At 61.4% G+C, this 25,775-nt stretch carries 27 protein-coding genes; 14 read left to right on the plus strand and 13 right to left on the minus strand.

Translation table 11 applies throughout. The annotated features are described in order from the left end of the window. The first annotated feature begins 139 nt into the window (after nt 1-139). Complete coding sequence (locus L4G42_RS03680; protein WP_237252492.1) at nt 140-1,381, plus strand: DUF1835 domain-containing protein; 1,242 nt, start codon at nt 140-142, stop codon at nt 1,379-1,381. Here L4G42_RS03680 and L4G42_RS03685 read toward each other — a convergent pair whose 3' ends face one another. Together L4G42_RS03685 and L4G42_RS03690 are read right to left on the minus strand one after the other, a co-directional pair. Further along, the gene (locus L4G42_RS03685) at nt 1,382-1,843 is read right to left on the minus strand and encodes a GNAT family N-acetyltransferase (RefSeq protein WP_237252493.1); all 462 of its coding nucleotides are present in this window, start codon (nt 1,841-1,843) and stop codon (nt 1,382-1,384) included. It lies immediately after the preceding gene. Between the two features lie 76 nt (nt 1,844-1,919). Beyond that, nucleotides 1,920-3,428 carry a Fic family protein gene (locus tag L4G42_RS03690; protein WP_237252494.1) on the minus strand — a complete coding sequence of 503 codons (1,509 nt, stop codon included), beginning with the start codon at nt 3,426-3,428 and terminating at the stop codon, nt 1,920-1,922. A 300-nt stretch (nt 3,429-3,728) separates the two neighbouring features. Here L4G42_RS03690 and L4G42_RS03695 point away from each other — a divergent pair, with 300 nt between their 5' ends. Further along, nucleotides 3,729-4,769 carry a DMT family transporter gene (locus L4G42_RS03695; RefSeq protein WP_237252496.1) on the plus strand — a complete coding sequence of 347 codons (1,041 nt, stop codon included), beginning with the start codon at nt 3,729-3,731 and terminating at the stop codon, nt 4,767-4,769. A 37-nt stretch (nt 4,770-4,806) separates the two neighbouring features. On the opposite strand, the gene mntP is transcribed toward L4G42_RS03695, so the two are convergent. The 3 genes from mntP to L4G42_RS03710 form a co-directional block, all read right to left on the minus strand. Next, nucleotides 4,807-5,373 (minus strand): manganese efflux pump MntP, encoded by a 567-nt coding sequence (gene mntP / locus L4G42_RS03700; RefSeq protein ID WP_237252497.1) that lies wholly within the window; start codon nt 5,371-5,373, stop codon nt 4,807-4,809. Nucleotides 5,374-5,619: 246 nt separating this feature from the next. Next, nucleotides 5,620-6,930: an ATP-binding protein gene (locus L4G42_RS03705; protein ID WP_237252499.1), complete on the minus strand. Its 1,311-nt coding sequence runs from the start codon at nt 6,928-6,930 to the stop codon at nt 5,620-5,622. Nucleotides 6,931-7,145: 215 nt separating this feature from the next. Further along, nucleotides 7,146-8,057, minus strand: a complete 912-nt coding sequence (locus L4G42_RS03710) for a LysR family transcriptional regulator (RefSeq protein WP_237252501.1) — start codon at nt 8,055-8,057, stop codon at nt 7,146-7,148. Nucleotides 8,058-8,148: 91 nt separating this feature from the next. Between L4G42_RS03710 and L4G42_RS03715 the strand changes: the two genes are divergently transcribed. Continuing rightward, a complete protein-coding gene (locus L4G42_RS03715; protein WP_237252503.1) occupies nt 8,149-8,586 on the plus strand; it encodes an ester cyclase in 438 nt (145 codons plus the stop codon). 20 nt (nt 8,587-8,606) lie between these two features. Then, nucleotides 8,607-9,527, plus strand: coding sequence for an NADP-dependent oxidoreductase (locus L4G42_RS03720; RefSeq protein WP_237252504.1), 921 nt, complete (start codon nt 8,607-8,609; stop codon nt 9,525-9,527). 65 nt (nt 9,528-9,592) lie between these two features. Here the strand turns inward: L4G42_RS03720 and L4G42_RS03725 are convergent, their stop codons facing one another. Beyond that, a complete protein-coding gene (locus L4G42_RS03725; RefSeq protein ID WP_237252506.1) occupies nt 9,593-10,180 on the minus strand; it encodes a TetR/AcrR family transcriptional regulator in 588 nt (195 codons plus the stop codon). An 89-nt stretch (nt 10,181-10,269) separates the two neighbouring features. On the opposite strand from L4G42_RS03725, the gene L4G42_RS03730 reads away from it, so the two are divergent. The 7 genes from L4G42_RS03730 to L4G42_RS03760 all read left to right on the plus strand — a co-directional run bounded on the left by L4G42_RS03730 (nt 10,270) and on the right by L4G42_RS03760 (nt 16,740). Next, a complete protein-coding gene (locus L4G42_RS03730) occupies nt 10,270-11,283 on the plus strand; it encodes an NADP-dependent oxidoreductase (RefSeq protein ID WP_237252508.1) in 1,014 nt (337 codons plus the stop codon). A gap of 103 nt (nt 11,284-11,386) precedes the next feature. Next, nucleotides 11,387-11,809: a hypothetical protein gene (locus tag L4G42_RS03735; RefSeq protein WP_237259567.1), complete on the plus strand. Its 423-nt coding sequence runs from the start codon at nt 11,387-11,389 to the stop codon at nt 11,807-11,809. A gap of 128 nt (nt 11,810-11,937) precedes the next feature. Beyond that, the gene (locus L4G42_RS03740) at nt 11,938-12,933 is read left to right on the plus strand and encodes a YiiG family protein (protein WP_237252512.1); all 996 of its coding nucleotides are present in this window, start codon (nt 11,938-11,940) and stop codon (nt 12,931-12,933) included. A 245-nt stretch (nt 12,934-13,178) separates the two neighbouring features. Beyond that, nucleotides 13,179-14,183 (plus strand): NAD-dependent epimerase/dehydratase family protein, encoded by a 1,005-nt coding sequence (locus L4G42_RS03745; RefSeq protein ID WP_237259566.1) that lies wholly within the window; start codon nt 13,179-13,181, stop codon nt 14,181-14,183. Continuing rightward, the gene (locus L4G42_RS03750; RefSeq protein ID WP_237252516.1) at nt 14,183-14,941 is read left to right on the plus strand and encodes a glycosyltransferase family 2 protein; all 759 of its coding nucleotides are present in this window, start codon (nt 14,183-14,185) and stop codon (nt 14,939-14,941) included. The genes L4G42_RS03745 and L4G42_RS03750 overlap by 1 nt, the downstream gene beginning before the upstream one ends. Beyond that, the gene (locus tag L4G42_RS03755) at nt 14,938-15,216 is read left to right on the plus strand and encodes a lipid-A-disaccharide synthase N-terminal domain-containing protein (protein ID WP_237252518.1); all 279 of its coding nucleotides are present in this window, start codon (nt 14,938-14,940) and stop codon (nt 15,214-15,216) included. Before L4G42_RS03750 ends, L4G42_RS03755 begins: the two co-directional genes overlap by 4 nt. A 3-nt stretch (nt 15,217-15,219) precedes the next feature. After that, entirely contained in the window at nt 15,220-16,740 is a 1,521-nt protein-coding gene (locus L4G42_RS03760) for an ArnT family glycosyltransferase (protein ID WP_237252520.1), read from the plus strand. A gap of 59 nt (nt 16,741-16,799) precedes the next feature. Here L4G42_RS03760 and L4G42_RS03765 read toward each other — a convergent pair whose 3' ends face one another. Continuing rightward, a complete protein-coding gene (locus tag L4G42_RS03765; RefSeq protein WP_237252521.1) occupies nt 16,800-17,690 on the minus strand; it encodes an SDR family oxidoreductase in 891 nt (296 codons plus the stop codon). 99 nt (nt 17,691-17,789) lie between these two features. Here L4G42_RS03765 and L4G42_RS03770 point away from each other — a divergent pair, with 99 nt between their 5' ends. Further along, entirely contained in the window at nt 17,790-18,635 is an 846-nt protein-coding gene (locus tag L4G42_RS03770) for a helix-turn-helix transcriptional regulator (RefSeq protein WP_237252523.1), read from the plus strand. A 627-nt stretch (nt 18,636-19,262) separates the two neighbouring features. Here L4G42_RS03770 and L4G42_RS03775 read toward each other — a convergent pair. Then, nucleotides 19,263-19,448 carry a DUF2986 domain-containing protein gene (locus L4G42_RS03775; RefSeq protein WP_237252524.1) on the minus strand — a complete coding sequence of 62 codons (186 nt, stop codon included), beginning with the start codon at nt 19,446-19,448 and terminating at the stop codon, nt 19,263-19,265. A gap of 203 nt (nt 19,449-19,651) precedes the next feature. Here L4G42_RS03775 and L4G42_RS03780 point away from each other — a divergent pair, with 203 nt between their 5' ends. Further along, the gene (locus tag L4G42_RS03780; protein WP_237252525.1) at nt 19,652-20,278 is read left to right on the plus strand and encodes a pyridoxamine 5'-phosphate oxidase family protein; all 627 of its coding nucleotides are present in this window, start codon (nt 19,652-19,654) and stop codon (nt 20,276-20,278) included. A gap of 58 nt (nt 20,279-20,336) precedes the next feature. Here the strand turns inward: L4G42_RS03780 and L4G42_RS03785 are convergent, their stop codons facing one another. The 5 genes from L4G42_RS03785 to L4G42_RS03805 all read right to left on the minus strand — a co-directional run bounded on the left by L4G42_RS03785 (nt 20,337) and on the right by L4G42_RS03805 (nt 24,783). Continuing rightward, nucleotides 20,337-21,212, minus strand: a complete 876-nt coding sequence (locus L4G42_RS03785; RefSeq protein WP_237259565.1) for an EthD domain-containing protein — start codon at nt 21,210-21,212, stop codon at nt 20,337-20,339. A gap of 98 nt (nt 21,213-21,310) precedes the next feature. Continuing rightward, nucleotides 21,311-21,562 (minus strand): hypothetical protein, encoded by a 252-nt coding sequence (locus L4G42_RS03790; RefSeq protein WP_237252527.1) that lies wholly within the window; start codon nt 21,560-21,562, stop codon nt 21,311-21,313. A gap of 34 nt (nt 21,563-21,596) precedes the next feature. Beyond that, a complete protein-coding gene (locus tag L4G42_RS03795; protein WP_237259564.1) occupies nt 21,597-22,391 on the minus strand; it encodes an NYN domain-containing protein in 795 nt (264 codons plus the stop codon). A gap of 117 nt (nt 22,392-22,508) precedes the next feature. Further along, nucleotides 22,509-23,438, minus strand: coding sequence for a 2-hydroxyacid dehydrogenase (locus L4G42_RS03800; RefSeq protein ID WP_237252531.1), 930 nt, complete (start codon nt 23,436-23,438; stop codon nt 22,509-22,511). Continuing rightward, nucleotides 23,419-24,783, minus strand: coding sequence for an MFS transporter (locus L4G42_RS03805; protein ID WP_237252532.1), 1,365 nt, complete (start codon nt 24,781-24,783; stop codon nt 23,419-23,421). The genes L4G42_RS03800 and L4G42_RS03805 overlap by 20 nt, the downstream gene beginning before the upstream one ends. 186 nt (nt 24,784-24,969) lie before the next feature. On the opposite strand from L4G42_RS03805, the gene L4G42_RS03810 reads away from it, so the two are divergent. Beyond that, nucleotides 24,970-25,725: a methyltransferase domain-containing protein gene (locus tag L4G42_RS03810; RefSeq protein WP_237260568.1), complete on the plus strand. Its 756-nt coding sequence runs from the start codon at nt 24,970-24,972 to the stop codon at nt 25,723-25,725. Nucleotides 25,726-25,775: the final 50 nt, after the last annotated feature.

The raw sequence follows: 25,775 nt of genomic DNA on the forward strand, positions 1-25,775 counted from the left end.
CGACCTTCCCGCTAAAGTCGGCCTCCGGGCGTCTGCTGCGCCTGCGGTCCGCGCGAAGGGGTTTCCCAAGGCAAGCGTTGCACACTCATTCATTCCAGCTCCCGGCTTGTCGGCGGACCGAGCCCTGTAAGGAGTTGGCATGCCTGCCACTAATGCGTCCCGTCAACACGGTCTGCTCGATCTGACTGCGCTGCGTAAACACGCAAAACGTCTTCTCAAAGCCCTGAAAAACAACGAAGCGGACGACGCCCGGGCGCAACTGCGCGCGATGGGCCTGCCGGGCCCGGACTATCGGCTCGCCGACACCCAATGGCTGGTGGCCCGCGAGGCGGGGTTCGCCAGTTGGCCCAAATTGATCGCCCATGCCAACGCCGTCGCATTTGCTGCCCGTCATCCGGATTTCGCGGCGACGGGTGAAGCACAGGTTCAGCACTGGCGGTGCGGCAACGACATCGAGCGCAGCCTGCGCGTTGCCGGCTTCGCAGGTGCGTTCCAGATGTTCGACGACCCCATGGTCATGGGCCCGGTACCGGCACTGCCTGACGACGACTATTGGGCGGTGCGGGCCGCGTTTGCCCAACAGGCCTTCGGGTTGTCAGCCCGTGATGCCGAGCAGCGCCAGGCGATGCAGCGTGAGGCATTGGCACGCCTGAATGCCGACAGTGAACTGGTGCTGTGGTGCGAGGCCGATGCGTACGATCAGCTGTTTCTGGTGCGCTTGCTGGCGAGTCTGCCCACCGTGCCCCGTAGGCTGGAACTGATCGAGATCAGCCGGGTGCCCGGCATCGAGCGATTCATCGGCATCGGGCAACTGGACCCGGACGTGCTCGCCTGGCTCTGGCCCCAGCGGCGCGCCATCGGTGAGGACGCCCTGGCACTGGCCCGGCAGGTATGGGCCGCCTACACCGCAGCGGACCCGACTCGGTGGGCTGAGCTTGCGACACACCACCATTCGGCGCTGCCGCTGCTCGGTCCCGCGTTGGCGAGACAACTGCAAGAACTGCCCGGCGCCGAGGATGGCTTGAGCCTGACCCAGCGGCTGACCTTGCGCATTCTCGCGGAAAAAGGCGAGATGGCGGCGGGCAAGGTCTTCGGTCATTTAATGCTGACCTATGAGCCGCTGCCGTATCTGGGCGACACGATGTTCAACGCGTTGCTGAGACCTCTCATCAATGCACCGCAACCGCTGCTCCACGAACAACCGGGCAGCGAATGGCCCCGGCGGCTTGTCCAGCTGACGGCGCTGGGTGAGCGGGTAATGCGCGGGGAGTTGAACGGGCTCGACCTCGGGCCGGCAGAGCGTTGGGTCGGCGGTGTGCAGATCGTTGCCGATCGCTCGCCCTGGGTGGTCAGCGCAGAAGGGCGGGTGTGGCGTCGCTGACTATGCCGGAAACGTCAGCGACTTCTCCATGATGATCGTCCGCTCCTCGCCGTGGTATTCATCGCGAATGATCGAGTAGCCAAGCGACCGGTAGAAGCCCTCGGCCGTGATGGAAGAGGGCACGCGCAACTGACTGACGCCGTGGATCGCGGCGGCTGATTCAACGGCCGCCATCAACGCGCGCCCGGCGCCCAGGCCCTGGTGTGTCGGCGCGACGAATACGCTGCGGACAGTGGCCTGATCGAGGCTTGCCGTGGCAATGATGTCTTTGTCGAGGGTCGCCACGTAGACCTGCCGCTGCGCCATGAAACGCAGGATCGCCGACGGGGAAAAACTCTGCTCGACCTGGGCGATGACGGCTGCGGAATAGCCCTGGCTATTGGATTCGCGCAAGGCGGCCACGATGACGCGGCTGATCGCGGCAGTGTCCTTGTCCGTTGCCTTGCGGATCAGGCAGTTCATGGGGCTGTGCTCCTTGGCTTCCGGGCGCGGCTATGTGAATACCGATGAGCAGCGCACGCCGATCATCCCGTTTCATTTAATGGCCGCTTTTATCTTGTGGCCGCTGCTGCGCCTGCTGATCAAGCAGCATTTGTGTGACCTGCTCAATGTAGTCGAACACCTCAGGCTGGACCGAGTATTGGTACTGCTTGCGACGGTTATTGGAAACTTTCCCATTGTTCGTCAGGCACATCATCACGAGGTTGGCCAAATCGCTGCCGCGCACGTCGTAGGCCTCATTTACCGTCCGCACGACCCTGTCATAGTTTTCAAGAAACGTCGTCTCTTCCCGAAGCTCTACTTCTAACGCACGCTTCGCCATTTCCAGAGTGAACCGTACGGCTGAAGTGGCATCCCAGAAGCGATAGATAGAGGGATCACCCGTGAATTCGAACGAGTACTGACCCTGATCAATCCACCGGACATCCCAAAACTCACGCGCCGGGCGAGAGAAGGACTGCAGCGTCTCCAGGTATAGGCGCTCCTCACGCTTCATAGCGACGGAAACCGGCAGCAGCAGACCATTTTCCAGCGCGCCGGCGCGGCACAGGGTGTGGTGGATCAAAAACCGGGAGAGGCGACCATTGCCGTCCATGAACGGATGAAGAAAGACAAACCCGAACGAGACGATTCCCGCAGCTATCATAGGATCGATCCGGCCTGGGGCGGAATTTCCCAGCGCCATGAGTTGCTCCATCAGCTCACGACAAAGGTCGGGGTCTGGCGGAACGTAAGTGACGCCTGCGGCACCTTGCAGGCCATTCGCGAGATGGTTCTGTTCATGCCGAAATGCCCCCGCCATGTCCAAGGGGTTGGAGATCGTTGCATTCTGAAGATGGACCAGATAATCCTCCCTCAGGGGAATACCTTCGTGGGCCTGTCGGAGCAGCTGGATAAACTTGCGCGCCTTATCCTCGCTAGGCGACTCTTTCTCGATCGCAAATGAATCCTGCGTCTCGTGAAGGTAAGCCCGGTTGATCGCGCGATCCATCATTCCGGTCGGGAGGCTCCGCATGAAGTGCTGAGCGCGTGCAAGGATGTCGTAGTCGAGAAGTGCGACGATCTCCGGCGTACGCTCAACAGTCGCGCAGTAGGCGATTGTCCCAATACCGTTAAACTCTACCCGCCAGCGAGAATTGCGTTCTCCAGGCATCGTCACGTACAAATCAGGATCGAACAGCGGTACGAATGCACCGCGCACGGGTGAATGCTGAATCAGCTCTTCTCCGGTGAAGGCTTCGCGCAGAAAACAGGCTTTGCGCAGGTAAATACCGTTAGGGGCCTTCACTAACTCAGCCTCCACTCTAGCTGCGGGAATTTGCGGCAGTGCCTGGGCCAGGAGGGTGAGATTGATTCCTTCGTGCTTGAGCGCGAACAGCAAATGCCCCAGCAGGTCATCTGGCTCAGGCGCACTGCCCGGTGGCACCGTCAGCGTTTCACCGATGCGCTTGATCCTTGTGACTGGCTGAATCTTCGCGGGTCGGTTTAAATGGAAAGCCGATAGGCGCAACGAATCTTGCAGCCTGGCGTAGCCAACTAAATTCATAGCGCAATTCCTTGATTCACGACGATCCCATGCAATTTTTCTTCAGCGCACCAAGAAAATCTTCAGTTCGACCAATTATCCTGATTTTTTCTTAACTTGATACATCCCGTCTTATTCCTGCGACCGCCCGACCACGCCCATATCCCTGAGAATCCTGCCGGCATCCTGAGCGGGGGGAAGGCCGAACTCCTGGGTTTATCACAACTGAATTGCATGGCGCTGTCCGGCGCCGCAAAACATCTATGCAAAACATCCATGGGATAAGATGGCCACCCACCCAATCCTGGCGCGGTATGACCCATGAATCCCAGTATTTTCCATGCGCTGGCGGCCGCTGCGTTGTTCGGTGCCAGCACGCCGCTGGCCAAACTCATCGGGCTCGACGTTCCCCCTGTGTTGCTCGCAGGCTTGCTCTACCTGGGCAGTGGTCTGGGTCTGACCCTTGTCCGATTGGTGCGTGACCGTGGCTGGAAAAACGCCGGCCTGACGCCGTCCGAGTGGCCATGGTTGCTGGGCGCGATTATGTTCGGGGGCGTGCTCGGGCCGGTTGCGCTGATGTTCGGACTCACCACGACCTCTGGCGCGACCGCCTCATTGATGCTCAACCTCGAAGCGGCGCTGACAGCGCTGTTGGCGTGGGTGGTGTTCAAGGAGAATGCTGACCGGCGCATTGTCTGGGGCATGATCGCGATCATCGCCGGTGGCGTGGTTCTGGCCTGGCCCCATGAAAGCCTGCAAGCCCATGACTGGCTCGGGCCGCTCGCCGTCGGCGCTGCCTGTCTGTGCTGGGCCATCGACAACAACCTGACCCGCAAGGTGTCCGCGTCCGACGCGCTGTTTCTGGCCGGTTTCAAAGGCCTGGTGGCCGGTCTGGTCAATTGTTCGCTGGCGTTTGTGCTGGGCGCTCGACTTCCCGATCCCCTGGTGCTCGGGCAGACACTGGCGCTCGGGTTTCTCGGCTATGGCGTCAGCCTGGTGCTCTTTGTTCTCGCCCTGCGTGGCCTGGGTTCAGCGCGCACAGGGGCGTATTTTTCAACCGCGCCATTCCTCGGCGCCGCCATTGCGATCCTCTTCCTCGGCGAACCTGTGTCAGGAGCGTTCTGGGCGGCCGCTGTGCTGATGGGCATTGGCGTGTGGCTTCACCTCACCGAACGTCACGGACATGAGCACCAGCACTTGGCGATGACCCATGCACACCGGCATGTCCACGACGAGCACCACCAGCACGAACATGCTTTCAAGTGGAGCGGGACGGGCGCACACAGCCATGTTCACGACCATGTGCAGGTGCGCCACAGTCACCCTCACTTTCCGGATATCCATCACCGGCATACCCATTAGCGGCGTTGAATGAAGGGATGGCGCACCGGGCCTTGCGTTATGCCGCCGACAGATGCTCCTGCAGGATCGTCGCGCCGACCAGCATCAGCACAACGCCGCCGATGATTTCAGCGCGTCTGCCCACCACCGTCCCCAGCACGCGGCCCAGCATCACGCCGAGGGTGACCATTACCGTCGTAGCGACACCGATGGCTGCGGCTGCGATGAGGATATTCACGTTGACGAAGGCCACGCCAACGCCGACTGCCAGCGCATCAATGCTGGTGGCGAAGGCGGTGATGGCCAATATCAGGAAAGAGTGCTGGTTGGGCTTTTCCTCTTCAGCGTCCTCATGCCTGAGGCCGTTGTAGATCATGTGCACGCCGAGCACCACCAGCAAGGTGAAGGCGATCCAGTGATCCCAGTTCTTGACGTAGGACGTGGCGGCCTGGCCGATCAGCCAACCGATCAAGGGGGTAATGCCTTCGATGACGCCAAAGATGAGACCGGTGCGCAGCGCTTCGATAAAACGAGGCTTATGGAGGCTCGCGCCTTTACCGATGGCCGCTGCAAAAGCGTCCGTGGACATGGCCAGAGCGAGAAAGATGAGGGAAATGGGATTCACGGGTATTTCCAGTCGGGCTGTGAGTCAACGACGCAACCACACGCCCGACTTTGGGAATGGATGCCTCGTTGGTCTCGCCAGCCCGAAGGTGTTCGTGCCACGGCATGCCGCCGAGAATGTTGACACGAAGGCTCTGTGACACGGGGTCCAGAGCAGGCTACTCCCCAACAAGGGCCGCCACTGTAACGCGTGAATGTAAAAGAAATGTCGGCGTGTGATCCTTTGTTCAGCGAATCCTCCCACGGCTTAACCTGCTTCCGACGTCGCGATACAGCCCAGGATTCTCAAGTACAGGCTCACCGTCGTTCCGGCCCCGGCGGCTGTTTCGATGCGCGCATCGCCGCCAGACTTGACCGCAAAATCCTTTGCCTGAGCCAATCCCAGGCCCGTTCCCTCGCCGGTCGCTTTGGTAGTGAAAAAGGGTTCGAACACCCGGCCCGCGATTTCAGCGGGCATGCCAGGACCGTTGTCTCGCACACTGACGACAAGGTAATCGCCCTGCTGCAGCGTCAAGTCATCTTCCACATGCACCCAGCGCGTGGACACATGCACCTGACCGGTACCCTTCAGGGCATCACGGGCATTGCTAAGCAGGTTCATCACGACCGCGTGGAGCTGGGATTCGACACAGAGGACGCCCCAGCCCCATTCCGCCAGATCGAAATCAAGATCGACGCCTTCGCTCACCGAATGGCGCATCAGCGGCTGCGCTGCATGAAGGCGTGCGGTCACATCGATACAGATCAGTTCAGGCCCGTCACCGCGTACGCTCGACATCAAATAGCTGATGAGCTGCCGCCCTTGCTCAACGGCTTGCAGACCGGTCTCGGCGAAACGCTCGACGTCTATTGGCCGCCGGGAACGCAGGCGGGTCAACTGAAACGCGGCGCTGACGCTCTGCAGCAAGTTGTTGAAGTCATGGGCAATGCTCGCGGTGAGCATGCCCAGCGAAGAAATGCAGCGTGAGTTCTGCAACAGGGGCGCGACTTCGGCCTGGTTCTGCTCGGCTTGCTTGAATTGCTCCTGAAATCGCGCCAGTTGCTGTGCACGTTGCTGGCTGAGCAATCGGGCTTCCAGCAACGCCGCGGCCTGCCGGGCAAGCGCCTGCAGGGCCAGGGATTGGCGTTCGCTCAGCTGACGGGTGCGGGTATCGATCACACAAACTGTCCCCAATGCGACGCCACTGTCCGTGACCACAGGCGCACCGGCGTAGAAGCGAATGTAAGGCGGACCGAGCACCAATGGGCTGGAAGCGAAACGCGGGTCGAGGGCCGCATCTTCGACGACCAGCACCTGCGCAGGATCCAGAATCGCGTGGCCGCAGAAGGCCAGATCCCGATGGGTTTCCTGCACACCGAGGCCCACGCAGGCCTTGAACCACTGGCGATCTCGGTCGACCAGCGACACCAGCGCAATGGGCGCATCGCACAGGGTAGTGGCCAGCAGAACGATGTCGTCGAATGCCTTCTCGTTGGCACTGTCCAGCACGTCCAGGTGTTCGAGCGAGAGGACACGCTCTTCCTCATTGAAAGGAAAGGGGGCGGGATGGTGGGCCATCGATAGTCTGCGTTGGGAAATAAATAATCGCGCATCATGCGCTGTGCCCCGTCGCCCCGCAAGGGCACCGCCCTGTAGCGGGTCGCCCCGGCCCAGAGGCTTCCTGCTCAACCACGCTCGCAGTCCATGCCGTTTCAACAGTGGGCGGGCCGCCCGGTGTGCACGTGACAAGCCACATGGGTGCCTGGGGGCTTTATCACGCCGGGAGCTGTCTTTCAAAGCCCCGCTGCAGCCGATTCGATCATCCTCCTGAACCATTCCTGAGCCGGATTCCCGTTGCCACGACGATGCCAGATGAGATGAAAAATGATCTCCGGCAACGCGACCGGCGGCGGGAACAGGACCAGCTTCCCCCCCGTCGGCGAGCTGAGGGCGATACGTTTCAGGACCGTGGCCGTCATGCGGGAGGAGGCGATGATCGCCGGCACCGCGAACATCTGCGGCAGCGTCAGTGCCAGGGTGCGTTGCTTGCCCAACTGAGCCAATGCCTGATCCACCAAGCCGTGTCGTTCACCCTCGGGCGAGACCAGTACATGGGGCAGCGAGAGGTAAGTGTCCATGTCCATGCCGCGTCGGGCTGCCGGATGGCCGTGGGCGATGAGGGTGACGAACATGTCACGCAGAATCGGTCGCGTGAAAATTCGACCGTCTTGATGGCTCGGCAATACGCCAATTGCCGCATCAATCACTCCCGCATCCAGCATGTCCACGGCATGGTCGCGGTCATTGACTGCGTGAACGTTGATCGACAGGTGTGGCGCGTGTTCGCTCAAGGTCTTCAGCAGCGTGGGGAGCAGCACGAAGGCGGGATAGTCCGACAAGCCAAGGTTTATCGTGAACACCGCGTCCGCCGGGACAAAATCAGGCGTTGCAACCAGCGCGGCTTTGATCTGGCTCAGCGCCTGAGCGATGGGTTGGGCCAACTCACGGGCACGAGGCGTCGGCAGGAGGCCGTCAGGGCTGCGCAAAAACAGCGGATCGCCTAACAGCTTACGCAAGCGCGAAAGGGCTGCACTCATGGCCGGTTGGCTTACGCCGACCTGGGTGGCGGCGCGCGTGACGTTGCGCTCGTCCATCAGGGCGTTGAATGCGGCGAGCAGGTTCAGATCGATGCCGTGGAAATCCATAAATCAAATAAACCTATATACAAGTCATTTGTTATACAGATGTTAGCCCTGCGCTCACACTCTCGCCATACCCCACGACGAGCGCAATACCATGACGACCACAGCACTTGCAGACCGCCTTAAAACCGAACGTCTAGCCGTTGAAACGCTGTACCGCGCCTTCAGTGAGAACAATCCCGACCTCGTCGACAGCGTGCTGGCCGCCGACTGGGACGACATCCCGCTGGCACCCGGCCAAGGGTCAGGTCCAGAAGGCATTAAACCGATTATCCGCAGTCTTGCCGAAGCGTTTCCGGATGTGCGCATCGTCATCCACAACATGATCCAGGCCCCTGGCCAGGTCGCAGTGCGCGCTGAAATTACCGGCACCCACCTCGGCGAGCTATTTGGCATCGCCGCCACCGGCAAACAGGTGAGCTTCCGTTTGCATGAGTTTCATGCGCTGGAGAACGGGCGCGTCGTCACTACATGGCACATGGAGGACTGGTTTGGCCTGTTCCTGCAACTCGGTCAATTCCCTCAAGCCTGAACAACGAAGAGAAAGCCATCATGAAAACAGCGTCTATTTCTGTATTTGGCGGCCCTGAAGTCGTCACGCTGCACAACCTCGATCTGAGCAAGCCAGGCGTTGACGAGGTCCTTGTGCGCGTCGAGGCCGCCAGCGTCAACCCGCTGGATCTGAAGATCATGGCCGGGTACATGCAGCCGGTCTTTCCCGTTGAGCTGCCATACATCCCGGGCACCGATTTCAGCGGCATCGTCAGCAGCGTCGGTGAGCAGGTTACCCACCTGAAACCCGGTGATCGTGTGTTCGGCCGCAGCACGCCCACTGCCGGTGGCGCCTTTGCCCAGCAGCTGATAATTGCCGCCACCGAGCTTTGTCTGATTCCGGCTTCCATGAGTTTCGAGCAGGCGGCGGCGTTGCCGACGTCGTTCGGCACTGCGCGGCAGGCGTTGTTTGAGGTGGGGCAATTGAAGCCCGGCCAACGCGTCTTGATACATGCGGCAGCGGGCGGTGTTGGCAGCATGGCGGTGCAGTTGGCGCATCTGGCGGGCGCGTATGTCATTGCCACGGCTTCCGCGCGCAACATCGAGCGGGTGAAAAGCCTGGGTGCGGACGAGGCGATCGATTACCGCACTCAGGATTTCACCACGCTGCGTGACATCGACCTGGTGCTCGACACAGTCGGCGGCCCGACACTGGAAAGCTCCTGGTCGGTACTCGGCAAGGGTGGACGAATTGCGACCCTCGTGGAGTTCGACATCAAATCCCGCGAAGACCATGCCGGGGAAGCCGTGTTCTTTGCCAGCGCCACGCCGTATCTCCAGGAGGCCGTGCGGCAGTTCAGTGCAGGGCAGTTGCAGGTTGTGACCGACTCGATCTTCGTCCTGGACGAGACTCGCGCCGCGCTGGAGAAAGTCGCCACCGGGCATGCCTGCGGTAAGGTCATTATCCGTACTGGCCATTGATTCAATAGCGTCATCAATTGAGTGACGCCTGCGTCGACGGTTCAAGGGTGGCGGCGCCAGAAGCGTCAGGAGCTCATTCCAGACGCGTCTTCAATTCTATCAGCGCTACCGGGTACCAAAAGCGCACCTGCGATAACACCAAAAAGATGGTCCGCACGAGCAGTCAGCGTAGGCTGATCATTCAGCCATGCAAGAGCACCCACCAGTGCAAACAGATCCGCGCCATCAATGTCGCGACGCGCCAGCCCTTCAGCTTGAGCGCGGACCAACAGTCGCGTGCCTGATGCCTTCATCGCTACACACGATGCGTGCAGGGCAGACTCCGGGGCCTCAATAGCGGCAACCATCGAGGCAATGACGCCGCGCAAGGTGTGCGCGAGCGCGACAACTTCGCGCAGCCAGGACACCAGGCAATCATCTGCTGGCTCGGATGTTTCAAGCTCGCGGGCGCGCGCAGACAGCGCATCAAAACTGCTGCGCAGCAACGCCTCAAAAAGCGCCTCTCGCGTTGGAAAATGTCGGTAAAGGGTGCCCAAACCCACTTCGGCTCTCCGAGCGATATCACGCAGCGATGCCTCTGCGCCGTGTTCGGCAAACGTGTCGCGGGCGATTGCGAGGAGATGGAGATAGTTTTTCTGAGCATCGGCTCTCATGGTGTGACCCTTGACAATCGGAGCGGTGCTCCATATATTCGGAGCGTTGATCCGGTCAAGATATCTCACCTCTACGCAGGAAGAAAGCGATGACGATTCTCACGATGAAAGCGATACGGCAGCACGAGTACGGTGGCCCCGAAGTTTTACGTTACGAGGATGCGCCTGTGCCCGCGCTTATGCCCGGTGAAGTAAGGGTCCGCGTGCATGCGGTGGGCATGAATCCGCCTGACTGGTACCTGCGCGACGGCTACAAGGCCCTGCCGCCCGAGTGGCAGCCGCAGGTGCCGTTTCCGATCATTCTGGGCACGGACGTCTCTGGCGTGATTGAAGCGGTCGCCGATGACGTCACAGGTTTCAGCGTCGGCGACGAAGTGTATTCGATGGTTCGCTTTCCAAGCTTCGGGCCGAGCAAGGCTTACGCAGAATACGTCAGCGTGCCGGCTTCGGAGATCGCCCTCAAGCCACGCGGCATCGATCACGTGCACGCTGCTGCAGCGCCCATGTCGTTGCTCACCGCCTGGCAATTCATGATTGAGCTGGGGCACGACGAACCGAACCCGCTTCAGCCCTACAAACACGAGCCGGTGCCACTCGAAGGCAAGACCGTTCTGGTGAACGGCGCCGCGGGCGGCGTTGGCCACTTCGCCGTGCAGATCGCTAAATGGAAAGGTGCGCGGGTCATTGCGGTCGCCTCGGGTGAGCACGAGCGGTTCCTGCTCGGCATCGGTGCCGACGATTTCATCGACTACACCAAAGCGACACCCGAGGATGTTGTGAAGGACATCGACCTGGTCGTCGATTCGGTGGGCGGCCCGACAACCGGCCGCTTCCTCAAGACCCTCAAGCGTGGAGGCGCGCTGTTTCCGGTGTTTCCGTTGGGCTTCTCCGGCGCCGAGGAGGCCGAAAAACTGGGCGTCACGGTGTCCGCGACCCAAGTGCGCTCAAGCGGGGCTCAACTTGCGGAGCTCGCCGGCCTGCTTGATGCAGGGACGATACGCGTCGTGATCGACAGTGTTTATGCACTTGCCGATGCGCGTAAGGCCCACGAGCGCGCAGCCCGCGGCCATATTCGGGGCAAGCTGGCACTCACCGTTCGGTGATGGGTTTTTACCGAGCCGGATTCGTGCGTTAACCCTGAGTAAAAAAGGCTGTGAGATCACGAGCGCCGTTCAACGGGCCCGTGACGTTGCCTTGAGGCGCCGCATGGTCATTTCGGCCATTCGGCGCCTCATGTTGAAATTGACTGTCCCACGATGGAGAGCAACGTTGAATATTTTGAAGGGCGCCATCGATGACCTGTTCAATGGCCCGGAATCAGCAGTAAACGACGCCATCGACAGACACTTCGGCGCAACCTTTGTGCAGCGCGTTAATGGGGTGTGGATTGACCGTCAGACGTTCGTGGTGGGTATCAGCGAACTGCGCAGCGTCGTCGCTCAAGTCACGGTCACTGTGCTCGATGAGCTGGTAGATGCAGGCCGCTACGCAGAGCGGCACATCATTGAATTGATCAAGCACGACGGTGAGCGGATCGTTCAGGAGGTGTACGTGTTTGCACGGTTTGACGCAGACGGGCGCTTCAACCGGATCGAGGAGACAAGCGTGGCAGTTAGCGATCAAAGATAAAGAGCACGATCCACGTCCTTGGCGGCGGCGTTCGTTAATGTTGTTTGTGACTACTTTGCGCCGTGAAATACTTCGGTCGGGGCGAGCATCTGGTTGCGCGCGCCATCACGAATCAAGGAGCTACTGTGTTGAACAAAGGGATCAAGGCTGTAACGCTGGGGATGTTGGTCACCGCACTCGTGCTGCCGCTGGTGGCGTGTGACAAAAAGAATGCGACGCAGGGAAAGCCTGTACCACAGGCCGCTTCAAAGGTTGTTGAGGAGGACCCCGACACTCAGTTGAGCACCAAATTGAGCGCCTACGTGGATTGCTTCAATACCACCGATGGCTCGGTGCGCGACAGTGCCGACCGTTATGTCAGCTGGATTGGCGATCTGGACGCAGGACCGACAGGCAAGGAGCGCAAGGTCAAGACGCTGCGCGAGGTGAGCGCCGTCCAGCTCGACACCTGCACCAAGGCCATCACGCAAGCATCAAAAGCTAAGCCGGCGATTCCAGCGCTGGATGCTGCGGCCACCCAGTACCTCGCTGATCTGACTGCATTGGCACCGCTGGTGTCGCAAGCCTACGTCTATTACAGCCATGAGGATTACAAGGACGACGGGTTCGCCAAGGCCAAGCAAATGCACCAGCCACTGATGATGGCTTTCGGTCGCTTCATCCTGTCCAGCGACAAATACGGTGCCGAACTGGGGAAAGAGAACGACGCGCTGTCCGCCGCGCAAATCGTCGAGATCGAAAAAAACGAGGGACGCCACAGCGCCTTCTTCCATTTGGAGGTGATCAGGCAGGCCAAGTTGTTGACCGCCCAGCTCAGTCCTGAATCCTTCAACGTCGCCGAGGTATCGAAAGCGATCGACGTCTTCAACGCGCTGCTGGACGAGTCAGCCAAGGCAACGGCCGACGAGCCCGGCAAGCCACTCAGCTGGTCGAGCTTCCAGAGCCAGGCCGGGACATTTTTGAAGGACTGCAAGGATCGCATGCGCCGGGTGCGTGACCACACGCCTTACAGCGAGACTGACCAGATGAGGATGCAGGGTATCGGTGCCTCGAATATTGAAGGCTCACCGATGCGGCTCTTCGACGCCTATAACAAGTTGGTTGACGCGGGTAACAGGCTCTAAGCCCTCAAAGAGGGGAACGCGCATCAGCCGTTCCCCTTGTCCACAGCATTCACATTGCTTAAATATTGCTGTGACAAAGTTTCATGTCGCTTGATCAAGCATCCGACAGAGTCAGATAGCCGTCCCAGGGATTCCGGGCGGTTGGCTGGTTCTGTAAAAAGGACTCATGAAATGAACGTCACTGTCTCACGCGCAGGATACGCAGGACTCACCCAGGCTCGATGCCGCCGCCAGGCGGTAGCGCAATGACTGTGCTGATCACAGGGGTTGCGGGGTTTATCGGCTTTCACATGGCCAGAACGTTGTGCAGCCAGGGTGTTCAAGTGGTGGGCATCGACAACCTCAACGATTACTACAGCGTTGACCTCAAGCGTGTGCGGCTGGCGCAGCTTGAACACTACCCCTCCTTTCAGTTTCAGCAAATCGACATCATCGACCAAGGGCCACTGCTGGGCCTATTCAGTGCGTCTGGCTTCAGCGAAGTCATCCACCTGGCGGCGCAGGCGGGGGTTCGTTATTCCATCGACAACCCGCGCGCGTACGCCGATGCCAACCTGGTCGGGTTTCTTAACGTGCTTGAAGCCTGCCGGGCGTATCCCGTAAAGCACCTCGTTTACGCGTCGAGCAGTTCGGTGTATGGCGCCAATACCAAGATGCCGTTCGCGGTGGAAGACGCCGTTGAGCAACCCGTTTCCCTGTATGCCGCGACCAAGCGCGCCAACGAACTCATGGCCTACAGCTATTCGCATCTGTACCGGATTCCGGCGACGGGCTTGCGTTTTTTTACCGTTTACGGCCCTTGGGGACGGCCGGACATGGCGCTGTTCAAATTCACCCAAGCCATCCTCAAAGGCGAGCCCATCGACATTTACAACGACGGCGAGATGGCGAGGGATTTCACCTACGTCGACGACATCATCGAGTCGATGAATCGGCTACTGCCCAGACCACCGCCGCTCAGGGACGGTGTCGCGCCGTGTCAGCTTTTCAACATCGGGCGAGGGGAGCCGGTAAAGCTTCTTGACTTCGTCCACTGCCTGGAGGCGGCGCTGGGGATCCAGGCAAAGCGCAACTACCTTCCCCTTCAACCGGGAGACGTGCTGCAGACCTGGGCCGATGTCTCCGGCCTTACGCAGTGGATCGACTTCAGCCCGCAGGTCGGACTGGCGCAAGGCGTGGCTGAGTTCGTGCGCTGGTATGGCGATTTCTACCCGGCCAAACAGGCAAAACTGCAAAAACGGTGGGCGTGATGAGTGAATCGGTGTTTGTGTCGGTGTTGATCCCGGCAAAAAATGAGGCGCAAAACCTGCCTTCATTACTGAAAGAAGTACGCACCGCGCTGGCCGGTGAGCGCTACGAGGTGTTGGTGGTCGACGACGGCAGCACCGACGACACGCTGCGTGTCCTGCAGCAGATCAAAGCCGAAGGGTATGAACCCCTGCGGATCTTGCACCACAGGGTTTCCCTCGGGCAGAGCACGTCGATCTGGCATGCCGCCCAGGCCGCGCGCGGTGTGTGGCTGGCGACGCTGGACGGTGACGGCCAGAACGACCCTGCCGACTTGCCCGGCATGCTGGCGCTGGTGCGCCATGCAGGGCTGGGCAACGACCAGAACCAAGCCCAGCAGGTGATGTTGGTGGCGGGGCACCGCGTCAACCGGCGAGACACCGCGAGCAAGCGCTGGGCGTCCCGGTTCGCCAATGCCTTGCGCAGCCGCATGCTCAAGGACGCGACGCCAGACACGGGCTGCGGGCTGAAGCTGATCCAGCGAGCGGCGTTTCTGCGACTGCCTTATTTCGACCACATGCACCGCTTCATTCCCGCGTTGATCCAGCGCCATCATGGCCGAATGATCGTTCATCCGGTTCACCACCGTCATCGCCAGGCCGGCGTTTCCAACTACGGCAATCTGGACCGGGCGCTGGTCGGCATCCTCGACCTGTTCGGGGTCTGGTGGCTGGTGCGCCGCACGCGACTCAATACCCAGCCCGAGGAGATGAACGGATGAATTTCACGCGCGAAGCGCTTTGGCTGACGGTGGGGTTTCTCGGTCAGGCGGTCTTCACCGGCCGTTTCGTCTTGCAATGGCTGTACAGCGAAATCAAGAAACGCAGCGTGATTCCGGTGGGCTTCTGGTACCTGAGCATCCTCGGCAGCGCGTTGTTGCTGCTCTATGCGATCTACCGCGAAGACCCGGTATTCATCATTGGCCAGTCATTTGGCTTTGTGGTTTACCTGCGCAACCTGCAGCTGATTGCCAAACACAAAGACCTGAAGGAATAACCGGTGGGACGTGTTCATTCTCCCGCGTGGCAATGCCTGGCGCTGGTTGCGCTTTCCCTGCTGCTGGTCGGCGCAGGCTTTGGCATCAGGCAACCGCTTAATGTCGACGAAGAACGTTTTTTGGGTGTGGCGCTGGAGATGCTGCACAGCGGCAGCTGGTTGATTCCCCATCGGGCCGGCGAAATCTACGGCGACAAACCACCCTTGTTCATGTGGACAGTGGCGTTTTTCACCTGGCTGACCGGTTCGCCGTCGCTGGCACTCTTCATCCCGGGCCTGCTCTCGGCGGCGACAGCCACCGCTGTGTTGTACGACTTGGGCCGGCGCCTGTGGTGCCGCAGAGTGGGTCGCACTGCCGCGCTGCTGTTTCTAGCCACCTATCAGACCTACAGCATCCTGCGCACCGGCCAGATCGACAGCTTCCTGTGCCTGTGGGTGGCGCTCGGCTTCTACGGCATGGTCCGGCATCTTCTGCTGGGCCCGGCGTGGGGCTGGTTCTACCTTGGGTGTCTGGCGATGGGCCTGGGCATCATCAGCAAGGGGGTCGGTTTTCTACCCGCGTTGATGCTGGTGCCCTACGGCTATGCCGTTCGGAAGGGTTGGTCGGGTGTGGCCATCATGCCAGGGCAGGGGATTCGCTGGGCTGCCGGTTTTCTGGTGGTGCTGGCGGGATGTGCGGTCTGGCTTGTCCCGCTGCTTGCCACCGTGTGGCTCAAGGGTGGCATGGACGAGCTGGGTTACCTGAAGGAGATCCTGCTTCACCAGACCGGTGGCCGGTACGCGTCGGCCTGGGATCACCGCGAACCGTTCTGGTATTTCCTCACCGTCATCCCGCAGTACTGGCTGCCGTTGGTTCTGGCTTTGCCGTGGCTGGTACCCGCCTGGCGTCGGCAACTGCGAAAGCACGACGCCCGGATTTTGCTGTTGCTGGGCTGGGTCGTCCTCGTGGTGCTGTTTTTCTGCCTGAGCACCGGCAAGCGGAAAATCTATATTTTTCCTGCGCTACCAGGCTTGGTGCTGGCCGCTGCGCCGCTGATTCCGTGGCTGCTTCGACGATGGTTTGGCGATCGTCCGAAAGCCCGCGCCGTGTTTCGTGTAGCGGTGGTGGCATGGTTTTGCCTGTGGTTCGCCCGTGGTTTCGTCGAGCCGTTTACCGACGGCCCCAATCCCCACAAGGTACTCATGGCCGAAGCGGCTCGGCTGACGGACGGCGCTGAACTGGTGCTGGTCGGCTGGCGGGAAGGGCACTGGCTGTTCGCCCGCCAGCCGTTGGTGCACTTCGGCTTTGCCGATCAATCCGCCGTCGAGCACGCTGCGCTCTGGCTGCGCACTCATCCATCCGCCTTTGCTCTGGTGCCCGCCGCCGAGCTTGAACGCTGCTTTGTAGCAGGCAAAGCTCGCCAACTGGGTTCGACGTCGAGGGCCGAGTGGTTGATCGTAGGGCCCGACGCGGACAATGGTCGCTGCGAGCCGCCGGCGCCTGTGCGCGCTTATCGCTTCTCATGGGGTTCTGATGCGCTGTAGGCCCGTTGCGCGCACGGGCCCTTAGTTAGAAGCGGCAGCTCGGAGTCTCCACCAATCATTCACCGCCGTTCAAAACACCCGTTGAGATCTTCAATCAAACCCGGCCCGGTCGGCACCCAGCCCAACCGTGCCCGGGTTTTGCTGCTGTTACAGGACATGTCTTTGCCGACGAACGTCGACAGCCAACCGAACTCCGCGATCGCCTCATCTGCCGACACCGATACAACGGGCAGGCCAAGTCCTTCGCCCATGGCTTGGGCGATGAGGCGGAACGGGATATGGCTTTCGGCCGTTGCGTGATAGCGAGCGCCCGGTTGATGCTGCTCCAGCGCAAGGCGGTACAGCTGCGCGGTGTCCGAGACGTGCGCGGCGGACCAGTGATTCAGGCCTTCATCGACATAAGCCGAGACGCCTGACTGCTGCGCGTGCTTGATGAGTTCGGTGACCAGGCCCTGTTTGACCGTGTCGTGGATTTGCGACAGGCGCATCACCACCACGTTGAGGCCGCGCTGCAGCAGCGCCTCTGCGGCCAGTTCCGAAGCGGCTCGAGGGTTTGGATGCTCGGGATTGAAGTGATCTTCATCGGCGGGCTCGCCCGGTGCCGGCGAACCCATCGGCGTGCCGGAAGTGATCAACAGCGGGCGCTGCGAACCGTTCAGCGCCTCGCCCAGCGCGGCAATGGCCCGCGCATCTTTCTGGCAGTTGTCGGCGAAGTGGGCGAAGTCGTGATCGAACGCGGTATGAATGACCGCGTCGCACTGTTCGGCGCCGCGTCGCAGGCTGGCGAGGTCTTCAAGGGTGCCGTGATGAGGCTCGGCACCGATGGCGCGCAATGCGTCGGCGCCTGCCTGGGAGCGCGTCATCCCCATCACCTGATGACCTGCGGCGAGTAATTCCCTTGCGACGTGGGAGCCGATAAAACCTGTGGAACCGGTAAGAAATACGCGCATTGCTGAAAACTCCTTTTGCTGAAGCCGGCAGGATGCGCGTAACGTTTATCCGCTTAAAAGACGTGACATTATCAGGGTATAAAAACCAACAGGATCATCATGGCCAACCCGTCTGTTCATTTGCTGGGCACGTATCTGAAGGATTGCCGCGCGCGCCTGGACCCGGCGAGTTTCGGCTTTTCCGGCCGACGACGCACACCGGGTCTGCGCCGGGAAGAAGTCGCGCAGCGTGCCAATATCAGCGCGACCTGGTACACGTGGCTGGAGCAGGGGCGCGGCGGTGCACCGTCGGCGCAGGTGCTGAACCGGATTGCCGAAAGTCTGTTGATGACCGAATCCGAGCGTGAGCACTTGTTCATGCTCGCCTTCGGCCATCCGCCGGAAGTGGTCTACAGCGCGCCCGACGGGGTGACGCCGCGCCTGCAACGCGTCCTCGACACCCTCGCGTTCAGCCCCGCGTTTATCAAGACGGCGACGTGGGACGTGCTGGCCTGGAACACCGCAGCGGCGGCGGTCTTCACCGATTACAGCCTGCTGCCGGTGGGGCAACGCAACATCTTGCGCCTGATGTTCTGCAACCCTCGGGCCCAGGCCCGGCAGGCTGACTGGAACGCCGTGGCGCGTTTCATCGTCGCGGCGTTTCGGGCGGATGCGACCCGCGCCGGTGCTGCGTCTGAGGTGACCCGCTTGGCCGAAGAGCTGTGCACCCTGAGCCCAGAGTTTGCGGCGCTGTGGCGGGACAACGACGTGCGGCTTCAGGGCGAAGGCACCAAGCGCCTGCGCCACGATCCCCACGGCATCATCGAGCTGGAATACTCGAACTTTGCGGTGGACGGTCGCCTGGACCTGTCGATGATCGTCTATAACCCGGTCACTGCCGCCGATGCCGATCGTGTGCGGGCGGTGATCGAAGACCATTCCCGGCTGAAGTCGGTATCACCGTGATATGGCGTGTTCCGTGTAGGACCGGCTTTAGCCGGGAAAGCGTCAGCAGTCGCACTGCAAAATGGATGGCGTCCCCGCTGGCCTCTTCCCGGCTGAAGCCGGTCCCACTGACACCGCGCGCGTCCCGTAGGACCGGCTTTAGCCGGGAAGGCGTCGGCAATCACGCTGCAAAATTGATGGCGTACGCACTGGCCTCTTCCCGGCTAAAGCCGGTCCCACTGACACCGCGCGCGTCCCGTAGGACCGGCTTTAGCCGGGAAGGCGCCGGCAGTCGCACTGCAAAATGGATGGCGTATGTACTGGCCTCTTCCCGGCTGAAGCCGGTCCTACTGACACCGCGCGCGTCCCGTAGGACCGGCTTTAGCCGGGAAGGCGTTGGCAATCACACTGCAAAATTGTTGGCGTACGCACTGGCCTCTTCCCGGCTGAAGCCGGTCCTACTGACACCGCGCGCGTCCCGTAGGACCGGCTTTAGCCGGGAAGGCGTCGGCAATCACGCTGCAAAATTGATGGCGTACGCACTGGCCTCTTCCCGGCTAAAGCCGGTCCCACTGACACCGGGCGCGTCCCGCAGGACCGGCTTTAGCCGGGAAGGCGTCGGCAATCACACTGCAAAATTGAGGGCATTCACACTGGCTCGGAAGGGCTGACCGCTTCAGGGGTGGATTCGGTCGTGGCTTCAGCATTGGCCTCAGCCAGCTTCAACCGGTCGGCCTTGCTGACGTAGGTGTCTTTGTTCTTCGGCGCCAGTTTGGCACTCGCTTTTTTCGCGTTGGCTCTCAGTATCTGGTTAAGTTTCTTGCGACGGTTCATGCCTGTTTACCCGGTGTGCAGATGCTGGACTGTGAAAAGGCAGGCAGTGAACCAGATCCCGGATAAATCTTCCACACAGTCCTTGGCAAGATGGGCCGCAGGGTTTATCAAACACCACGGCATGCCGGCGTTTTTTTTCGCAAAAGCCATCCCGCAACAATCAATCCCACAAAAAAACACGAACACATTTTAGAGAGCGCTCGATGGATCTTGAAGACAGCTCATACCTGACAACCGTGCAGGCCCTGGAAGCGGTGTATGGCCCGATCGCGCCGCCGTCCCTGGTCAAGGAAGTGGATCACATCCACCCGGTTTACCGACCGTTCATCGAAGCGGCATCGTTCGTGATTCTTGCCTCGTCGGGAGCGGGCGGCCTGGATGCGTCTCCGCGGGGCGATCTGCCAGGCTTTGTGCATATCGAAGACAGCAAAACGCTGTATCTGCCGGACCGACGGGGCAACAACCGTATCGACACCCTGCGCAACATCGTCGAGGACGCGCGAGTGGCGCTTTTGTTTCTCGTCCCAGGCGTCGGCGAAACCTTGCGCGTTAACGGCACGGCGCAGATCTCCATTGCGCCCGATCTGCTGGCGCGTTTTGCCGTGGAGGGGAAGCCGCCGAAATCGGTGCTGCGCATCACCGTGACCAGCGTGTATTTCCAGTGCAGCCGTGCGGTGATCAGGGCAGGGCTGTGGGATGTGTCGCGGCAGGTACCGCGCAGCGCGCTGCCGACGGCGGGGCAGATTCTGAGGGAGGTCTCAAAAGCAGCCATCGACGGCGAGGCCTATGACAAGGCGCTGCCGGGGCGGATCGCTGATACGTTGTACTGACGACCGCGTAAACCCGAGCAGATTGGCGGCCACCGGACGTGGCTGCCGAGAGTCGCGCTTATGTGTTTTGCCCGCCTTTGAGCATCAGTGCCTCAACATCCGGCGTAACCTGATTCACCGCGCCCAGGTATTCAATCAGCTCTGCTGCCCGACTGCCGCGCAACCCTGCGGTGGTCAGGGACGTGTCGCGCACGTAGGTGTAGAGCCCGGAGACGGCGAACGCCTTGAGCTGGGCGATGTGCTGCGACTGCTCAGCCAAGCTGTTCTGGAACACGTCGCTCTGGAAAAATCGCCGACGCGCCAGCGGCGATTTGAACGCGATTTCCAGCACGGCCAATTCTGCGCGCGCCGGGTTAGCGAAGTGCGCGACGTTGGGCGCAGGTGGGTGCTGGCCATCGTTCTCGAAGGGTTCGCACAAGTGCAGACCGACCTTGACCACATCGTCGGCCGCTGCCAGCAGCGGCCCCAGCGTCGACTTCAAGTACGCGTGCAACTGCGGCAGGTTTGCGCGGGGGCTGAAATGCACGTGAATGCGGTCGAAGGTGTCGGTGCCGTTGAACCGCTCATCCGCCAGCGAATTGGTCAGGGTCAGCGAGCCCTGGGGCAGGGCGTAGGCGAGGGTCTCGTCAAACATGTTCTGTTCGTCCGAAAACAGAATGGGGCTGGCGTCCTGAAACTGCTTCTGGTCCGCAGCGGATTCGAAGCCGATCTCCACGCCACCGTCCAGTTCGTAATCCTGAATCTCGCGGATGCCGTCGGCGAGGGGCCAGAGGTGGGCGTCCTGCTGCCGGGAAAAGTGGTGCTGGATGTACAAGCCCAGGCCGGGAAGCCGCGAGCACAGCGGGCCGTGGACGTCGCGCCAGTAGTGGGCGAACACGTCATGGGGCACGCGTTCTCGACGCTTGACGGTCGTGTAGCTGTTGATCTCGATCACGGGGCACCTGTCAGTCGGGAAATGTTCAGTCGTAGTGATCGGATGCAGGTGCCGCTGCAGGGTTCAACGCGTTTTACCGGACGTCATCGGCGCAGGTATTACCGCAAGGAGGCATCAGTAGAGCCTGGCGTGACGTGAATATCCGTCAGCCCAAGCTGGCCGGCCTGTTCAGTGATTTCATCCGGCAGGGCGTCGGCGTTGGGCATGATCAGGCTGTTTTCGCTGTCGCCGAAATGCAGCTCAAGCAGGTGCATCGCGGCGTCGGACGCCGATAGCTCAGGCTGATTCAGCTCGAAGCGGTGGTTGCGGGGCTCATCTTTGAAGCGATAGTCGACTGAGAAGAGGGGCATGAAAAACTCCTTGAATGAAAAACACCGATGGGGGTTATTTGCCGTTTTGTTTGTGCCTGACGTACATCACTGCCGTGCCGCTGGACGCGGGTCTGGCTTGCAGCTCGAACGCTTGCGGGTAGCCCTTGATCAGGTCGCTGAGCTTTTTGTAGCCGTGGGTGCGCGGGTCGAATTCCGGTCGCAGCTTGGTGATGTTGGTGCCCAGGGCGCCGAGCTGGACCCAGCCGTCTTCGTCGGCGATGTCGTCCAGAATTTTCGCGATGAAGCTGATAGGCGCTTTGGGCCGTTTCGGCGTCTCGGTCGCTGCGGGCTTTGCCACATCGGACTGCGCGGGAGCGTCGAGCGTCTGCTCTGCGCTGGCGGCGGCGATCACCTCTTCGCGGAGCAATTCGATGTAGATGAATTTATCGCAGGCCGCCACGAACGGACGGGGCGTTTTCTCCTCCCCGAAGCCGATCACGGTCAGGCCTTCTTCGCGCAATCGCGACGCCAGGCGGGTGAAGTCGCTGTCGCTTGAGACCAGGCAAAAGCCGTCGAAGCGGCGGGTGTACAGCAGGTCCATGGCGTCGATGATCAGCGAGCTGTCGGTGGCGTTCTTGCCTTTGGTGTAGGCGAATTGCTGGATGGGCTGGATCGAGTGATCGAGCAGGACGTTCTTCCAGCCGCCGAGCTGCGGCCCGGTCCAGTCGCCGTAGATGCGCTTGACGCTGGCGACGCCATATTTGGCGATCTCTTCAAACAAGCCTTCGACGATGGCGGCGGGGGCGTTGTCCGCATCAATCAGAACGGCGAGGTGTTTTTGAGCGTGACTGGAGGGATGCGTGGCCATGGATCTTCCTTGGAAGGGAAAGCCACACCATACCTCCAAACCCTCACTGCAAACAGGCAACGCATCCCGTCTTCCCCGGCTCGGTTGTTCATTCAGCGTGCTGCTGGCGACGTCGGATTATTCCGGCACGGGGGTGGGCAAGTCTGTCCCGCTGTGCCAGGCGTGGAGGTTGGCCATGACCAGATCGGACATCGCCTGCCGGGTGTACCACGTGGCGCTGGCCATGTGCGGGGTGAGCAAGACGTTGTCCAGATCGAGCAGCGCAGCGGCGGGGTGCGGCTCGTTTTCGTAGACGTCCAGCGCCGCGCCCGCCAGACGACCCTCGGCGAGGGCCTGGGCGAGGGCGTTTTCATCGACCACGCTGCCACGGCCGACGTTAATCAGATACCCCTTGGGCCCCAGCGCCTCCAGCACCCTCGCGTCCACCAGATGATGGGTGCTGGCGCTGCCGCCGACCGCGACGACGAGAAAATCCACTGCTGCGGCCAGTTCGAGGGCTGACGCGTAATAAGTGAACCCGACGTCCTGTGGACGTCGACCGGTATAAGCGATCGACATGTCGAAGCCTTGGGCTCGACGGGCGATGGCGGCGCCAATGCGGCCCAGACCAATGATGCCCAAGCGAGCCCGGCTGACCTTGCGGCTGAACGCGATGGGCCCGTTTGCCCAGGCACCCGAGCGGGTGAAGCGGTCGGCCCCGCGCAGGTTGCGCGCGATGCCCAGCATCAAGGCCATGGCGAAATCCGCCACGTCTTCGGTGAGCACGTCCGGGGTGTGGGTGACGCGGATGCCACGCTCCCGCGCCGCCGCCACATCGACGCCGTCGTAGCCCACGCCGAACACGGCAATGACTTCCAGCGCCGGCAGGCTTTCGATCAACTGACGGCTAACGGTGGATTCGCCATTGGCGACCATGGCGCGGATGTCGGCGGTCGATTCGTCGACGCCGGTGCCGTTTTGATCGGCGTCCACCACCTCGTAGGTCGCGTTCAGCGCGTCATCGAGCATGGCCGGCAAACGGGCGATTTTAAGGAGCCTTGGCTTCATCTAAACCTCTTGAGACAGGAGCAGCAGCGGGGGCCGTTGAGGTGGCTGTGACAGGCGCCGAACGTGGCGAACGGGCCAGAAACAGTCCCAATACACCGCCGGCGAGCAACGCTGCGGAGACCAGCAGCAGTGCGTAGTCGTAGCTTTGCGTGGCGTCCTTGATCCAGCCCATGACAGGCGGCAGGCCAAGGCCGGCGATGTTGGCGATGGAGTTGATCAGCGCGATGGACGCAGCGGCGGCAGCGCCCGACAGGTATTCGGTGGTCGTCGCCCAGAACACCGGCGTGGCGGCCCAGTTCAGACCGACCGCCACCACCAGCAGTCCGTACGCCAGCCACGGGTTGCTGGTCCAGACCGCCAGCGCGAGCAGAACACCGGCCGCCATCAGCGGCAGCGCCAGATGCCACCCGCGTTCGCCCTTGCGGTCGGAATGGCTGCCGTTGAAATACATGAACACGCAGGCAAACAGGAAGGGCAGTGCCGACAGCACGCTGACGGTGAACGACTCCTGGCCCGACACCGATTTGACGATCAGCGGCAGGAACAGCGTGATGCCGATGGTGCCGAACGCCTGCAACAGCCAGAACAGGCTCAACAGCCAGACCTGACGGCTGCGAAAGGCGCTCTGCCAGGCGGCATGGTGGGAGATCGGTGAGTTCGCCTGCTCGGCGGCGATGGTGCGGCTCAGCCATTGCTTCTGATCGGCTTGCAGCCAGTGGGTGGTCTGCGGCGAGTCCGGCAGGTAGCCCAATACGACGATCCCGAGGATCACCGCCGGCAGACCTTCCAGCAGAAACAGCCAGCGCCAGCCGCTGACGCCGAAATACCCGTCCAGATGCAGAAACGCGCCCGACAGCGGCAGGCCGATCACCGACGCCAGCGCGGCGCCGATGTAGAAGAACGACATGGCCCTGGCCCGATCGGTTTTCGGGTACCACTGCGACAGGTAATAAATGATCCCCGGCGTAAAACCGGCCTCGGCGGCACCCAAAAGCAGGCGCATGCCGTACAGCTGATTGGCGCTCTGCACGAACGCCATGCCCGCCGCGACGATGCCCCAGGTGATCATGATCCGCGCGATCCAGCGCCGCGCGCCGACCCGCGTGAGAATGACGCTGCTGGGGACTTCGAGAAGGATGTACGTCAGAAAGAACAGGCCCACGCCGATGCCATACATGCGAGCGGTCAGGCCCAGCTCGGCATTCATCTGCAACGCGGCGACGGAAATGTTCGACTTGTCGATGTACGCGACCATGTACAGCAGCATCAGAAAGGGGATCAACTTGAGGTTGAGGCGCTTCATGGTGCTGGCGTGCAGGCCCGAATCCAGAAATGGCGGGGGCATGGGATTTCCTGTTGTTCTTATGGGGAGCTATGAAGAGCGAATAAGTCCCACCATAGACGACATACCCTGATACCTCAATATGTGATTGGTCGTCCCACATATAGGGATGTAACAGCGAAGAGGGAGTGCGTTGCGCCGGATCCCGGCCGTGGCGCAGACTCCGCGCACATTTCAGGAGCGCCTCCCATGACGACTGCCAAACCCGATTTCACCGCCCAACTGCTGAGCGATGCCGGCATTGGCCCAGGGATGCGCGTGCTGGACGTGGGTTGCGGATCGGGGGACGTGGCGTTTCTGCTGAGCGGGCTGGTAGGCGAAACAGGCGAAGTCGTAGGGATCGATCACGATTACGCGGCGCTTGCCACGGCGCGCAGCCGGGCAGCTGCGGGGCAAGCGTTCCCTACGTTTGTTCAGAGCGGGCTACTGGACGTGCCGGCATCGTTGGGGACGTTCGACGCGATTGTCGGGCGTCGCGTGCTGATGTATCAGCCCGACACCGTGGCGGCGGCAACGGCGCTGGCCCGGCTGCTTCGGCCCGCCGGCGTCATGGTCTTCCAGGAACACGACACCACGATGGTCCCGGCCAGCCTCGACGGCTTCGCCCTGCACCGCAAAGCCCAGGGCTGGGTCCGCGAAATGATCACCCGCGAAGGCGCCGACCTGCACATCGGCTTTCACCTGCACGGCATTCTGAGCAAGGCCGGTCTGGCCGTGGAAAACGTGCGCGCCGAATGCATCGTGCAGACCCCCGACAAGGTCTACGCCCTGGGTTACATCGTCCGGGCGTGCCTGCCGCGCATCATCACGCTGGGCGTGGCGACCGCCGACGAAGTGGACATCGACACCCTGCAGCAGCGCCTTGATGATGAGCGCACGCAGTCTGACGGGATCTACATCGGCGACGTGATGTTTGGCGCGTGGGCGCGCAAGCCGGGTCACTGAACTGCACTCGTTCACCCAGCGCGGGGTGGTTCAGGTCGCTGCTTTCTCCA

It is taken from the genome of Pseudomonas petrae, from assembly GCF_021728295.1.
Lineage (GTDB): Bacteria > Pseudomonadota > Gammaproteobacteria > Pseudomonadales > Pseudomonadaceae > Aquipseudomonas > Aquipseudomonas petrae.

Bases quoted from the DNA above. Each gene is read 5' to 3' on its own strand.
- L4G42_RS03680 (WP_237252492.1), top strand. From the start codon at position 140: ATGCCTGCCACTAATGCGTCCCGTCAACACGGTCTGCTCGATCTGACT.
- L4G42_RS03685 (WP_237252493.1), bottom strand. From the start codon at position 1,843: ATGAACTGCCTGATCCGCAAGGCAACGGACAAGGACACTGCCGCGATC.
- L4G42_RS03690 (WP_237252494.1), bottom strand. From the start codon at position 3,428: ATGAATTTAGTTGGCTACGCCAGGCTGCAAGATTCGTTGCGCCTATCG.
- L4G42_RS03695 (WP_237252496.1), top strand. From the start codon at position 3,729: ATGAATCCCAGTATTTTCCATGCGCTGGCGGCCGCTGCGTTGTTCGGT.
- L4G42_RS03705 (WP_237252499.1), bottom strand. From the start codon at position 6,930: ATGGCCCACCATCCCGCCCCCTTTCCTTTCAATGAGGAAGAGCGTGTC.
- L4G42_RS03710 (WP_237252501.1), bottom strand. From the start codon at position 8,057: ATGGATTTCCACGGCATCGATCTGAACCTGCTCGCCGCATTCAACGCC.
- L4G42_RS03715 (WP_237252503.1), top strand. From the start codon at position 8,149: ATGACGACCACAGCACTTGCAGACCGCCTTAAAACCGAACGTCTAGCC.
- L4G42_RS03720 (WP_237252504.1), top strand. From the start codon at position 8,607: ATGAAAACAGCGTCTATTTCTGTATTTGGCGGCCCTGAAGTCGTCACG.
- L4G42_RS03725 (WP_237252506.1), bottom strand. From the start codon at position 10,180: ATGAGAGCCGATGCTCAGAAAAACTATCTCCATCTCCTCGCAATCGCC.
- L4G42_RS03730 (WP_237252508.1), top strand. From the start codon at position 10,270: ATGACGATTCTCACGATGAAAGCGATACGGCAGCACGAGTACGGTGGC.
- L4G42_RS03735 (WP_237259567.1), top strand. From the start codon at position 11,387: ATGGTCATTTCGGCCATTCGGCGCCTCATGTTGAAATTGACTGTCCCA.
- L4G42_RS03745 (WP_237259566.1), top strand. From the start codon at position 13,179: ATGACTGTGCTGATCACAGGGGTTGCGGGGTTTATCGGCTTTCACATG.
- L4G42_RS03750 (WP_237252516.1), top strand. From the start codon at position 14,183: ATGAGTGAATCGGTGTTTGTGTCGGTGTTGATCCCGGCAAAAAATGAG.
- L4G42_RS03755 (WP_237252518.1), top strand. From the start codon at position 14,938: ATGAATTTCACGCGCGAAGCGCTTTGGCTGACGGTGGGGTTTCTCGGT.
- L4G42_RS03765 (WP_237252521.1), bottom strand. From the start codon at position 17,690: ATGCGCGTATTTCTTACCGGTTCCACAGGTTTTATCGGCTCCCACGTC.
- L4G42_RS03770 (WP_237252523.1), top strand. From the start codon at position 17,790: ATGGCCAACCCGTCTGTTCATTTGCTGGGCACGTATCTGAAGGATTGC.
- L4G42_RS03775 (WP_237252524.1), bottom strand. From the start codon at position 19,448: ATGAACCGTCGCAAGAAACTTAACCAGATACTGAGAGCCAACGCGAAA.
- L4G42_RS03780 (WP_237252525.1), top strand. From the start codon at position 19,652: ATGGATCTTGAAGACAGCTCATACCTGACAACCGTGCAGGCCCTGGAA.
- L4G42_RS03790 (WP_237252527.1), bottom strand. From the start codon at position 21,562: ATGCCCCTCTTCTCAGTCGACTATCGCTTCAAAGATGAGCCCCGCAAC.
- L4G42_RS03795 (WP_237259564.1), bottom strand. From the start codon at position 22,391: ATGGCCACGCATCCCTCCAGTCACGCTCAAAAACACCTCGCCGTTCTG.
- L4G42_RS03800 (WP_237252531.1), bottom strand. From the start codon at position 23,438: ATGAAGCCAAGGCTCCTTAAAATCGCCCGTTTGCCGGCCATGCTCGAT.
- L4G42_RS03805 (WP_237252532.1), bottom strand. From the start codon at position 24,783: ATGCCCCCGCCATTTCTGGATTCGGGCCTGCACGCCAGCACCATGAAG.
- L4G42_RS03810 (WP_237260568.1), top strand. From the start codon at position 24,970: ATGACGACTGCCAAACCCGATTTCACCGCCCAACTGCTGAGCGATGCC.